Origin of the sequence: Tessaracoccus sp. OS52 (assembly GCF_020687685.1) — a bacterium.
GTDB lineage: Bacteria > Actinomycetota > Actinomycetes > Propionibacteriales > Propionibacteriaceae > Arachnia.
Window position 1 is genome coordinate 969,009 of record NZ_JAJEWM010000001.1, and the last position, 12,193, is coordinate 981,201.

Consider the following 12,193-nt stretch of genomic DNA (forward strand, 5'->3'; position numbering starts at 1 on the left):
GCGATTCCCGGGAGGTGGGGTGGCGTTCCTGCGATTGGAGGCCGGGCGGGCCTAGCCTTCACCGGGTGGATCGATACTCATCTGATGTGCTCGCACCCGGCTGGCAGAAGGCCCATCTGAAGCAGACCCGCGATGTCCCCGTCGAGTTGGACCTCGTCGTGGAGTTCGACGACTTCGTTGGCGCGGTCGTCGGCTGGGAGAACGGGATCGTGGTCCTGGAGGATCGTCGCGGCAAGCGTCGCAGCTTCCCCTTCGGCCCCGGGTTCCTGTTGGAGGGCCAGCCGGTGGCCCTGCGTCCGCCCCTGCGCAACGCCCCGCGCAAGCCCAAGTACACCGCCTCGGGCTCCCGGGCCACGACTGAGCCGGCGCAAGCGCGGGTGGCCCTGCCCAGCCGCATCTACGTCGAAGGACGCCACGACGCCGAACTGGTGGAGAAGGTCTGGGGCGACGACCTCCGCCACGTCGGCGTCGTCGTCGAGTTCCTCGGCGGGATCGACGACCTGCCCGACGTCGTCGCGGAGTTCCGCCCCGAGCCCGGCCGTCGTCTGGGGGTGCTGGTGGACCACCTCGTGCCGGGGAGCAAGGAGTCGCGGATCGTCGCCCAGGTGCACAAGGCCGGGTTCCGCGACGTCGTGCTGGTCGAGGGGCATGAGTACATCGACGTCTGGCACGCCGTGAAGCCCGCCCGTGTCGGTCTCAAGGCCTGGCCCCAGATCCCACGCGACGTCGATTTCAAGAAGGGCACCCTGGCCGCCCTCGGGCTGCCGCATCACGACCAGGCCGACATCGCCCGGGGGTGGCAGGCCATCCTGGCCCGCGTGGGCAGTTGGCGGGACCTCGAACCGCACTTCAACACCCTGGTGGAACGGCTCATCGACTTCGTCACCCAGGACCACCCGCAGGATGGCTGACCTCGTGCGATGCCAGGGGCGCAGGGCCTCCCGAGCACGACGATAGGGTGGGGCGCATGGATACCGCCGCCGTCCTCGAGTTGATGAAGGAGACCGCCGAGGAGGTGATCACGCCCCGGTTCAGGAGCCTCGCCGCTGCCGACATCGAGACCAAGACCCACGAGGCCGACTTCGTCACGATCGCCGACAAGGAGGCCGAGGAGCTGATCACGGCACGCCTGCGCGCGGCCAATCCGGATGCGCTGGTGGTGGGGGAGGAGGCCATCTTCGCCGACCCCAAACTGCGGGACCTGCTGCCGAACGCGGACCACGCCTTCATCATCGACCCCATCGACGGCACCGCGAACTTCGTGCGCGGCAAGGACGAGCACGGCGTGATCATCGCCGAGACGCGTGGTGGCGTGACCACCCGCGGCTGGATCTGGCAGCCGCAGACCGGGCGCGCCTACGTCGCCGAGCGCGGCGCGGGCCTGCGGATGAACGACGAGGCGGTCGTCCCTGAGAAGCACGACCGCCTGCCGCTCGGGGCCTCCTCCAAGAACGCCCATCTTGGGTTCACCGGCGACGGCGCACTGAGCCCCGTGGTGCACACCAAGTTCGCGTGCTGCTTCGACTACCCGGCGGTGCTGCACGGGGAGTTCGACTACGTCTACTACATGTCACTGCAGCCCTGGGACCATCTGGCGGGGTCCCTGATGCTGACCGAGAACGGCGGCGTGAGCCGCACCATGGACGGGTTGGCCTACTCGGTGCTGTCCCGTTCCCGGGGACTTCTGGTGGCCAACGACGTGCTCGTCTGGATGGCGGCCCAGCAGCACTGGAAGCTCTGACTCACAGCCCCGTGATCGGCAGCTGCGTGCGGGGCTTGATTCCCTTGGCCTCGAGCTCGGCGTAGACCAGCGGGAGTGCTACGGCCAGCGTCTCGGTGCTGAAGGGCCACTCGGCCGCGGCCGCGGCGTCGGAGAGCTTGGTTCCCTGCTGGATCAGGTACTCGGTGTTTCCGTAGAGCATCCCGACGTGGGCTCGCTGGATGAAGCCGAAGTTGCGGTCGACGACGTCGCCGTGGCCGGGGACGAATCTGGTGTGCTCATTGGCCGCCCCCAGCACGCCGTCGAGGGCGGTCGGCCAGTTGCTGATGTTGGAGGTCGGGTCGAACTGCGGATCCGCGCCCTCCTCGAGCATGTCTCCGGCGAACGTGATGTTCTCCCCGGGGACGAGGACGAACACGTCGCAGTTGGTGTGGCCGCCGCCGAAGTGGACGAGTTCAACCCGCTGCCCGCCGAGATCCACGGCACGGGCGATCGAGAAGGTCTCCGTGGGGCGAGGCAGCTCCTGCAGCCCCTGTTCCGCGGCCTTCGCGAGCGTCTCCGACGACGGTTCGGTGATCGCAAGGTTCTCGTGCGCGATGCTGGTGACTGCTCCCATGCCCGCGATCCCGAACCAGTGGTCCCAGTGGTTGTGGGTCACCGCGACGTGCGTGACCGGAACGCCCGCCCTGGCCGTCGCCGACGACAGCAGCGCTTCCCCCTGCTCGGGTGAGGAGCCGGCGTCCACGAGCATCGCGGCAGCGTCGCCGACGACGAGCCCGACGTTGACCGCGGCCGGCTCCAGGGTGGTGACGAAGACGCGGGGCGTGAGTTCGAGCCAGTTGATGGCGGGGGTTGCTGACATGAGGCCAGACTATGCCGAACTGCATCTTTACAACGGAAAGTTGCCACTGTAAAGTTTCAGTCATGGCTGACACCTATCACCACGGCGACCTGCGTCGCGCTGTCCTGGACCGGGCTCTGCAGGTGATCGCCGGGGCCGGTCCGGAGCACCTCTCGCTGCGGGGGATCGCCCAGGACCTGGGGGTCTCGCACACCGCCCCCAGGCACCACTTCGGATCCCGCGACGGCGTCCTGACGGCGATCGCCATCGAGGGCTTCGACGCACTCTCCGATGCTTTGGACACAACCAGCTCCCGTGGCGGGTCCCTGCTTGACCTGGGTGTGGCCTACGTCGAGTTCGCCGTCTCGCATCCCGCCCACTTCGCGGTCATGTTCCGCCCTGACCTGCTGTTGGAGGACCCCGAACTGACCAGGGCCGGGGAGCGCGCCTTCTCGAAGCTGCGCGGTGGGGTCGAATCGTTGGGTGAGGGCGCTACAGCGGCGGACGAACGTGCGGCCGTCGTAGCCGGCTGGTCCCTGGTCCACGGGCTCTCGACGCTCGCTCTCACCGGCAGCCTCGCGCGCGCCAAGGTCGCCCCGGAGTCGCCGGAGGAGCTCGCGGACCTCGCCCGGCGCGCCGCGGCGATGCTCTACTCCGGCCGATGACCACGACCGCCTTGGAACCCTCGCAGCCAACATCCCAATCCCAAGAGAGGCACTTTGATGTCCAACCAAGCCATCGGAATCGTCCTGCTGACCGTGGTCGCGATCGCGTGGGGCGGGTCCTTCCTGCTTCGCGTGGTGAGCGGCAAGGTGCGCACGAACGAACTGCAACGGGCCTACTTCCGGGCCGGTCACGCCCACGCCGGGGTGCTGGTGATCCTCGGGCTGGTGGTCCAGCTCCTCCTGCGTGACCAGGGCGTCCCCGGATGGGCCGAAGCGCTGGCGAGCGGGGTGCTGGTAGGTGCCATCCTGATGCCACTGGGGTTCTTCCTGTCGGTCCTCGGCGAGGATCCGAAGGAGCCCAACGCCATGAGGTGGTCAATAGTGGCGGGCGGGGTGGCGGTGGTGCTCGGGGTGATCGGGGCCGGCGTCGGGCTGATCGCGGCGGCCTGAGGCACTCCCGCGCGGATTGGCCTACCTCCCCTTACGATTCGGAAAGCACGCGCAACCGGAACTACACTGGCACTCGCATCCCGTGAGTGCCAGAATCAGACCGGAGGTGAAGATGCTCGACGACCGCAAGCTGGCCGTGCTGCGCGCCATCGTCACCGACTACGTGGACCGTCGCGAGCCCGTGGGGTCCAAGGCCCTCGTCGACCGCCACCAACTGGACGTGTCCTCGGCCACCGTGCGCAACGACATGGCCGTGCTGGAGGAGGAGGGCTACATCATGCAGCCCCACACCAGCGCTGGTCGGATCCCCACGGACAAGGGCTATCGGCTGTTCGTGGACCGCCTGGCAGGGATCAAGCCGCTGTCGCCCGCCGAGCGTCGCGCCATCTCCACCTTCCTGTCCGGGGCCATGGACATGGACGACCTCGTCACCCGGACGGTGCGGCTGCTGGCACAGCTCACCCGCCAGGTGGCAATCGTGCAGTACCCGATCGCGCAGCGCGCGGTCGTCCGCCACGTGGAACTGGTCCCGCTCACCAACGACCGCCTGCTGGTGCTGGTGGTCAACTCCGCGGGCCGCGTGGACCAGACCGTGCTGGAGTTCCAGGTGCCCGACGAGCAGCTCCTGGCCCCGATCCGTGGCCGGTTGCTGGAGGCCGTCGTCGGGCACACCGCCGCCGATGCGGCCCAGGCACTGGGGCGGGCCCTCGACGAGTTCTCGCCGTCGGACCGCGCGCTCGCCGCGCCCATCGTCGCCACGCTGCTGGAGCTGCTGGGCCCGGAGCACGCCGCCCACGTCGTGGTCGCCGGTGTCCCCAACGTCGCGTCCTTCGACGCCAACTTCCAGAACAATTTTCGGCCGCTGCTGGAGGCGCTGGAGGAGCAGGTGGTCCTGCTTCGCCTGCTGAGCGAGGCCTCCGGCGACGACGTGACCATCCGGATCGGGCAGGAGAACAAGGCCGAGGGTTTCCAGTCCACCTCCCTCGTGGCCTCCGGGTACGGTTCCGGAGGCGACCTGAGCGCCAGCCTCGGGATCGTCGGACCCACCCGCATGGACTACCCAACGACCATCGCATCCGTCCGCGCCGTCGCGCGGTACGTGAGCCGATTCCTGACGGAAGGCTGAACCAACCCGCATGAGCAAGGACTACTACGGCATTCTCGGGCTCGACCAGGACGCAACCGCCGAGCAGATCAAGAAGGCCTACCGCAAGCAGGCGATGAAGGTGCACCCCGACGTCGCCCAGGACGACGACGCCGCGGACAAGTTCAAGGAACTCAACGAGGCCTACGAGGTCCTGAGCGACCCGAACAAGCGCGCCGTCTACGACCGCGGCGGGGATCCGATGTCCAACCAGGGCGCCGGGTTCTCCGGCTTCGGTGGCGGCTTCGCGGGCGGGTTCGACTTCTCCAACCTCGTCGACGCCATGTTCGGTGCCCAGGGCACGCGCGGGCCTCGATCCCGGGTGCGTCAGGGTCAGGACGCGCTGATCCGGGTCCGGCTCCAGCTCCACGAGGCGGTTTTCGGCACCACGAAGTCCATCAAGGTCGACACCGCGGTGGTCTGTCCGAAGTGCCAGGGCCGCGGCGGCGAGCCAGGCTCCGAGCCGGTGACCTGCGCCACCTGTGACGGCAACGGTGAGGTCTCCCAGATCCAGCGCAGCTTCATCGGCGACATCCGCACCTCACAACCCTGCCCCACCTGTCGCGGTTACGGAACCATCATCCCGCGCCCCTGCGGTGAGTGCTCCGGCGAGGGGCGGGTGCGTTCCGTGCGCAACATCTCGGTGCGAATCCCCGCGGGTGTGAGCACCGGCATCCGCATCCACCTGGAGAGCCAGGGCGAGGTCGGGCCGGGTGGCGGTCCCGCGGGCGACCTGTACGTCGAGATCCAGGTGGCCGAGCACGAGACGTTCCGGCGCGACGGCGACAACCTCGAAATGGTCGTGAAACTGCCGATGACCGCTGCGGCGCTCGGTACCACGGTCGACGTGGCCACCCTGGAGGCCGAGTGGGAGAACTCCGACGAGGCCGACCGCTCGGTGGCCGTCGAGGTTCCGGCAGGCACGCAGTCGGGCACACGGATCGCCATCAAGAACCGGGGCGTCCCCAAGCTGCGTGGCGGCGGCCGGGGAGACCTCGGCATCACCCTGTTGGTCCAGACGCCGACCAAGCTCGACGACCGCCAGCGCGAAATCATTCGGGAGCTGGCCGAGGCCCGCAACGAGACCCTCGGCGAGGTGGAGGCCCACAGCGGCCACAAGGGCGGCGTCCTGGGCTGGTTGCGGGAGACCTTCAAGTGAGCGACCCCCTCTTCCTGGCCTCCTTCGGAGACGTCGCTGTCGGCGAAGCGGTCAGGGTCACGGGGGACGAGGCCCGCCACGCGATCTCGGTCAAACGGATCCGCCCGGGGGAGACGGTCTTCCTGGCTGACGGCCTCGGCCGCCGGGTCTGGGGGCCCGTGACCTCCACCGAAGCCGGGGAACTGCTCGTGGAGGTGGTCAGGATCGACAACACTCCGCCACCCGGTCTGGAGTTCGTGGCGGTCCAGGCCCTCGCCAAGGGGGACCGGTCGGATCTGGCGGTGGAGATGCTCACAGAGGTGGGGGTCAGGCGGATCGTTGCCTGGCAGGCGTCCCGCTCCATCGTGCGCTGGCAGGGCGACCGGGGTGCCAAGTCCCTGGCCAAGTGGCAGGCGACCGCCCGCGAGGCCATGAAGCAGTCCCGCCGCAGCTTCCTGCCGCAGGTGAGCTCAGCCAGCACCCGGGAGGTCGCGGCCCTCGTCGCTGACGTCGACCTGGCACTCGTCCTGCACGAGGAGGCCACCGACCACATCGCCGACGTGACCCTGCCCGCGAGCGGGAGCGTGGCGGTCATCGTCGGACCCGAGGGTGGAATCTCACCAGACGAGCTGGCCGCCTTCACCGACGCGGGCGCCCGTCCGGTGCTCATCTCCGACGGCGTCCTGCGCACCTCCACGGCCGGTGCCGTCGCCGTCGCACAGCTCGAGGTGCTGGCGAGGCAGGCGAGATGAGCTTCGGATTCGACATCACCTCCCGCCTTGACCGCCACGGCCGCACCGGCGTCATCCACACCCCGCACGGCGACATCGAGACGCCCGCGTTCATCGTCGTGGGCACCAAAGCCACGGTCAAGGGCGTGCTGCCCGAGGCGTTGGCCCAACTCGGCGCCCAAGCCGTGCTGGCCAACGCCTACCACCTCTACCTGCAGCCGGGACCCGACATCGTCGACGAGGCGGGCGGCCTGGGCGCGTTCATGAACTGGGCGGGTCCCACGTTCACAGACTCCGGCGGTTTCCAGGTGATGAGCCTGGGGTCCGGCTTCAAGAAGGTCCTCGCGATGGACACCGAGGGCCTGGCCGACGACGAGGTGATCGCCGACGGCAAGACCCGCCTCGCCCATGTCGACGACGACGGGGTCACCTTCAACAGCCACCTCAACGGGGACCCGCACCGCTTCACGCCCGAGGTGTCGATGGGCATCCAGCACCAGCTGGGGGCAGACATCATCTTCGCCTTCGACGAGCTGACCACCCTGATGAACACCCGCCAGTACCAGGAGGAGTCGGTGGAGCGCACCCATCGCTGGGCGCAGCGCTGCCTCGTCGAACACGTGCGCCTCACCGGCGAACGTTCCGACAAGCCTTACCAGGCGCTGTTCGGGGTGGTGCAGGGCGCCCAGTACGAGGACCTGCGCCGCTCCGCCGCCCGAGGGCTGGCAGAACTCGAGGTGGAGGGCCAGGGCTTCGACGGCTACGGTCTGGGCGGGGCGCTGGAGAAGCAGAACCTGGGGACCATCGTCGGCTGGATGGCCGACGAACTTCCCGAGGACAAACCGCGCCACCTGCTCGGCATCTCCGAGCCCGACGACCTGTTCGCCGCCGTCGCAGCCGGAGCCGACACTTTCGACTGCGTCAACCCCTCACGCGTGGCACGCAACGCTGCCATCTACACAGCCGACGGCCGTTACAACGTCAACACCGCGGCCTCCCGCAGGGCCTTCGAGCCCCTCGAGGACGGCTGCGACTGCTACACCTGCACCCACTACACCCGGGCCTACCTGCACCACCTCTTCAAGGCCAAGGAGATCCTGGCCTCCACCCTCGCGACCATCCACAACGAACGCTTCACCGTCCGCCTGGTCGACGACATCCGCGCCTCGATGCGGTCCGGGGACTTCGACGCCCACCGCAGCGAGTTCCTGGGCCGGTTCTACGCCACCAGGCGCGCGTCGTGAACCAGCGGCTGGGGACGTTGGGCCGAAAGGTCCGCGAGCTGCTGCCCTCCCGGGACGACTACGCGGAACTCCCGCGCACCTGGCGGGGGGACATCTTCGCGGGCCTCACCATCGGCATCGTGGCGCTGCCACTGGCGCTGGCCTTCGGAGTCTCCTCCGGAGTGGGCGCGGCGGCCGGTTTGGTGACCGCGGTGGTGGCAGGACTGGTGGCCGCGATCTTCGGCGGCAGCCACGTGCAGGTGTCGGGACCGACCGGGGCGATGGTCGTCGTGCTGGCCCCCATCGTGGCCAGCCACGGGGTCGGGAGCATGGCGCTGGTCAGCCTCATGGCGGGCGTGCTCGTGCTGCTGCTGGGCCTGAGCGGACTCGGACGCGCCGTCGCATTCATCCCTTGGCCAGTTGTGGAGGGCTTCACCCTCGGCATCGCCGTCATCATCTTCCTGCAGCAGGTGCCGCTGGCCACGGGGACGGAGGCCGAACCGGGCGTCAACGCCGCGGTGGCGGCGTGGCTGTCCGCGTCGTCGTCGCAGTGGCCCACGGTGGGGCTCACCCTCGCTGTAGTGGCGTCGGTGGTCGCGATGATGGTGCTGGTCCCGCGCATCCACAAGGCGCTTCCCGCGAGCCTCATCGCCGTCATCGTGGCGACGGTCGTGGCCGAAGTGGCGGCCATGGACATCCCCAGGATCGGCGCGCTGCCCAGCGCCCTGCCCGCGCCCGCGTTCCCGACGGTGTCCCTGGACCTCCTGACCCAGCTCTCCGGCCCAGCGTTCGCCGTCGCACTGCTGGCGGCGATCGAGTCCTTGCTGTCGGCGCGCGTCGCCTCCGGGATGCAGGGCCCCCAGGGCGGCACCGGCCCCTACCAACCGGACCGTGAGCTCGTCGGCCAGGGCCTCGCGTCGGTGGCGGCCGGCATGTTCGGCGGCATGCCCGCCACCGGCGCCATCGCCCGGACCGCCGTCAACGTCCGCAGCGGTGGCCGGACCCGGCTCTCCTCTGTGGTTCACGCCTTGCTGCTGCTGGTGGTGGTCTACGCCGGTTCGTCACTCGTCGGACGGATCCCGCTGGCGGCGCTGGCCGGTGTGCTCATGGTGACTGCTTCCCGGATGGTCTCGGCGAGCACTGCCAGGGCCATCCTCCGGGCGTCGCGCACCTCGGCGCTGCTGTTCGTGGTGACGGCGTTCGTCACCGTCGCGTTCGACCTGATCCAGGCCATCCAGATCGGCGTCCTGGCCGCCGCGTTCTTCGCGCTGCGTGCCGTCGCCAAGATCTCCGGCGTGACTCGCGAGACACTGCCGGGCGAGCCCGTGGAGGGAGACGATCGGATTGCCCTGTTCCGGCTCGAGGGCTCGATGTTCTTCGGGGCCGCGGACAGGATCATGACCGAGATCTCCAGCGTCCGCGACGTCGAGGTGGTCATCCTGCGGATGTCGCACCTGAAGCTGCTGGACGCGACGGGTGCGCACGCCCTGGTGGAGATCATCGAGGCCCTCGAAGCGCGAGGCATCACCGTCCTGGTGAAGGGCGTCCAGCCCCGCCACCTGCGGATGGTGAGCAGGGTCGGTGTCGTCAAGGCGCTGCGCCACCACAAGCACCTGTTCGACGAGTTGGGACCGGCGGTCGAGCACGCCCGCAGCCACGTACGCCGCCACGCCGGACGCGGCGCGTCGTAGAGTCGGGGGCCTACCGAAGGAGGCCGGATGCCGAACAAGCGCCGAGTACTGATCACCGGAGCCACCGGGGGGATCGGGCTGCTGCTCGTCGAGCGGTTGGCGGGGGACTACGAGCTCATCCAACACGGCAGGACCCCTGCCAATGAGGAACAGGAGCGGGTGCTCCGCAAAGCAGACGTCACCCGGCTGGACGACATCGTGCCGCTCATGGAGGGGGTCGACACCGTCTGCCACCTGGCTGGGGCCGCGTCGCCCGAGTCGGACTGGGATGACGTCCTGAGCGCCAACATCATCGGCACCCGCAACGTGCTGGAGGCAGCCCGCCTGGCAGGGGTCCGGCGTGTGGTCTATGCCTCCTCCAACCACGCCATGGGAATGTACGACCGGCTTGAGCAGTGGCCGGTGTACCCGCACCACCTTCCCAGGGGCGACTCGCTCTACGGGGTGTCCAAGGGCTTCGGTGAACTGCTCGGGCGCTTCTACCACGACGAGCATGGCCTGGACTTCATCGCCCTGCGGATCGGATGGGTCACCGAGGACCCGCTGGCCGCCGACGAGGACGTGTTGCGCGCCATGTGGCTCAGCCCCGACGACACCGAGCGGGTCTTCCGGAGATCGATCGAGGCCGAAGTCCGCTTCGGCCTGTACTACGCGGTCTCAGACAACCCCAACCGGCGCTGGGACCTGACCAACACGATGCTCGAGCTGGGCTACCGCCCCGAGGACTCGTGGTCTGATCTGCCCGGTGCGGAGGAACACGTGGTCGAGGGCGGTGCCGGGGTGCCCGACAGCTGGCCAGAGGGTTCCTGACGGTCCGCGCCACCGTCGCTGGTCCGCGCCACTGTTGTGCCTCCGCGCCACCGTTGCCGGCCCAAGCCAGCGCTGTGGAGGTGGGGGCGCACGGAATGCGCAGCACGGGCAAGCCCCCGATAGTCTCAGGGCGTGCAGGACGCCATCGCGGGAATCTCGACCATCTGGGTGGTGATCGGTGTCGGTTGGCTCGTGGCGCACCTCGGTCTGAGTGACCAGAAGGGCCGAAAGCTGATGGCCGTGCTCGCGTTCAACGTCGGATCGCCCGCGCTGTTGTTCGGGCTCGTGGCACGGGCGTCGCTGACCCACGTCTTCTCCGGCACGGTGCTGGTCTCGGCACTCGCGATCGTGGCTGCGGGACTGGTCTACCTGGCCGTCGCCAAGACCGTCTTCCGTCCCACCCTCGGCGGCTCCGTGATCGGGTTCATGGCCAGCTCCTACACCAACGCCGCGAACTTCGGCCTCCCGGTGGCGTTGGCGCTGCTCGGCGATGCCACCTGGATGGCGCCCATCCTCCTGCTCCAGGTGGCCATCATCATGCCCGCCTGCCTGGCCATCCTGGACGTTGCCAGTGCCCGGGCCGCCGGCACCCGGATGGGGCTGGTCCGCTACCTGTCGCTGCCGTTTCGCAACCCCATCACGATCGCCATCATCGCCGGACTGCTGTTCAATCTCGCCGGGATCACGATCCCCGATCCGGTCTGGGCGCCCATCGACATGGTGGGCGGGATCGCCGTCCCACTGATGCTGATGGCCTTCGGAGTCTCGCTGCGCCTGGACCCGCTGCCGGGTATCGGAGCGCACAGCGCCCAGGCCTGGTTCACGGTGGCGCTGAAGGTGGTTCTCCATCCGCTGGCCGCCTGGCTGATCGGGCGGGCGTTCGGCCTCGAGGGTGCTGAGCTCTACGCCGTCGTGGTGCTCGGAGCCCTACCGGCCGCGCAGAACGTCCACGTCATCGCCACGCGCTACGACGAGAGCGAACTGCTGGCGCGCGACTCCGTGTTCTGGTCGACCATCGCGTCTGTCGCTTCGCTGCTGGTCATCTCCGCGCTACTGGGCCCTGGCTGAGTCGGGCACCGTCCCGTAGGTGGGCTCGTGCTTCTTGACCAGCGCGATCACCCGGTAGGTCACCGGCAGGAAGATGATCTCCACCAGAACCTTGTAGACGTAGCCCACGATGATGTAGTTGCCCAGCGTGCCAAGCCCGACGACGCCGCCGAAGGCGACGACGCAGAAGATGACGGTGTCGGCCGCCTCGCCGACGAGGGTGGAGCCCAGCAGCCGCGCCCACAGCGAGCCCTCGTGCGAACGCTCCTTCAGCTTGACCAGGACGAACGCGTTCAGGAACTGCCCAGCCAGGTAGCCCAGTGCGCTCGCGAGCACGATCCTGGGCACGAACCCGAGGATGGTGCTGAAGGCCTCCTGACCGCCCCAGTCCGCCGCCGGGGGAGCGGCCCCCACGACGAGGAAGACCACCGAGGCAAGGATCGAGACCGCGAACCCGATCAGGATCGCGCGCCGCGCACCCCTCAGCCCGAACACCTCCGCCAGGACATCGCCGAGGATGTAGGTCAGGGGGAAGAGGAAGGCGCCTCCGTCGGTGATGATCGGCAGCACGGGGAAGCCGAACAGCTCGACGTCGGGACCGAACTGGATGAGCTTCACGGCCGAGACGTTCGAGATCAGCAGAAAAGCGCAGAACAGCGCCACGATCAGGTCGAAGTTGCCCCGCGCGGGGCGCGCGAACTGGGAATCGGAGGGGTTTGTCACCGGTCAACCA

Annotated in this window: 13 protein-coding genes; 11 read left to right on the forward strand and 2 right to left on the reverse strand. The window is 68.9% G+C overall.

Annotated elements, in window-relative coordinates; all coding sequences use genetic code 11:
* Positions 1-65: 65 nt before the first annotated feature.
* Together LKO27_RS04495 and LKO27_RS04500 are read left to right on the forward strand one after the other, a co-directional pair.
* Complete coding sequence (locus tag LKO27_RS04495; RefSeq protein WP_227735676.1) at positions 66-911, forward strand: DUF3097 domain-containing protein; 846 nt, start codon at positions 66-68, stop codon at positions 909-911.
* Between the two features lie 56 nt (positions 912-967).
* Complete coding sequence (locus LKO27_RS04500; RefSeq protein WP_227735677.1) at positions 968-1,741, forward strand: inositol monophosphatase; 774 nt, start codon at positions 968-970, stop codon at positions 1,739-1,741.
* A 1-nt stretch (position 1,742) separates the two neighbouring features.
* Here LKO27_RS04500 and LKO27_RS04505 read toward each other — a convergent pair whose 3' ends face one another.
* Positions 1,743-2,582 carry an MBL fold metallo-hydrolase gene (locus tag LKO27_RS04505; RefSeq protein WP_227735678.1) on the reverse strand — a complete coding sequence of 280 codons (840 nt, stop codon included), beginning with the start codon at positions 2,580-2,582 and terminating at the stop codon, positions 1,743-1,745.
* A gap of 62 nt (positions 2,583-2,644) precedes the next feature.
* Between LKO27_RS04505 and LKO27_RS04510 the strand changes: the two genes are divergently transcribed.
* The 9 genes from LKO27_RS04510 to LKO27_RS15520 all read left to right on the forward strand — a co-directional run bounded on the left by LKO27_RS04510 (position 2,645) and on the right by LKO27_RS15520 (position 11,481).
* Positions 2,645-3,226 carry a TetR/AcrR family transcriptional regulator gene (locus tag LKO27_RS04510; protein WP_227735679.1) on the forward strand — a complete coding sequence of 194 codons (582 nt, stop codon included), beginning with the start codon at positions 2,645-2,647 and terminating at the stop codon, positions 3,224-3,226.
* Between the two features lie 57 nt (positions 3,227-3,283).
* The gene (locus LKO27_RS04515) at positions 3,284-3,676 is read left to right on the forward strand and encodes a hypothetical protein (protein ID WP_227735680.1); all 393 of its coding nucleotides are present in this window, start codon (positions 3,284-3,286) and stop codon (positions 3,674-3,676) included.
* Between the two features lie 112 nt (positions 3,677-3,788).
* Entirely contained in the window at positions 3,789-4,802 is a 1,014-nt protein-coding gene (hrcA, locus tag LKO27_RS04520) for a heat-inducible transcriptional repressor HrcA (protein WP_227737208.1), read from the forward strand.
* Between the two features lie 10 nt (positions 4,803-4,812).
* On the forward strand, positions 4,813-5,979 hold the full coding sequence (gene dnaJ / locus LKO27_RS04525; RefSeq protein WP_227735681.1) for a molecular chaperone DnaJ: 1,167 nt from the start codon (positions 4,813-4,815) through the stop codon (positions 5,977-5,979).
* Positions 5,976-6,710 (forward strand): 16S rRNA (uracil(1498)-N(3))-methyltransferase, encoded by a 735-nt coding sequence (locus tag LKO27_RS04530; protein WP_227735682.1) that lies wholly within the window; start codon positions 5,976-5,978, stop codon positions 6,708-6,710. The genes dnaJ and LKO27_RS04530 overlap by 4 nt, the downstream gene beginning before the upstream one ends.
* A complete protein-coding gene (gene tgt, locus LKO27_RS04535) occupies positions 6,707-7,933 on the forward strand; it encodes a tRNA guanosine(34) transglycosylase Tgt (protein WP_227735683.1) in 1,227 nt (408 codons plus the stop codon). Before LKO27_RS04530 ends, tgt begins: the two co-directional genes overlap by 4 nt.
* Positions 7,930-9,603 carry a SulP family inorganic anion transporter gene (locus LKO27_RS04540; protein WP_227735684.1) on the forward strand — a complete coding sequence of 558 codons (1,674 nt, stop codon included), beginning with the start codon at positions 7,930-7,932 and terminating at the stop codon, positions 9,601-9,603. Before tgt ends, LKO27_RS04540 begins: the two co-directional genes overlap by 4 nt.
* 27 nt (positions 9,604-9,630) lie before the next feature.
* Complete coding sequence (locus LKO27_RS04545; RefSeq protein WP_227735685.1) at positions 9,631-10,413, forward strand: NAD(P)-dependent oxidoreductase; 783 nt, start codon at positions 9,631-9,633, stop codon at positions 10,411-10,413.
* A 132-nt stretch (positions 10,414-10,545) separates the two neighbouring features.
* Entirely contained in the window at positions 10,546-11,481 is a 936-nt protein-coding gene (locus LKO27_RS15520; protein ID WP_227735686.1) for an AEC family transporter, read from the forward strand.
* Here the strand turns inward: LKO27_RS15520 and LKO27_RS04555 are convergent.
* Positions 11,464-12,183, reverse strand: coding sequence for a queuosine precursor transporter (locus tag LKO27_RS04555; protein ID WP_227735687.1), 720 nt, complete (start codon positions 12,181-12,183; stop codon positions 11,464-11,466). The genes LKO27_RS15520 and LKO27_RS04555 overlap by 18 nt on opposite strands.
* Positions 12,184-12,193 lie beyond the last annotated feature (10 nt).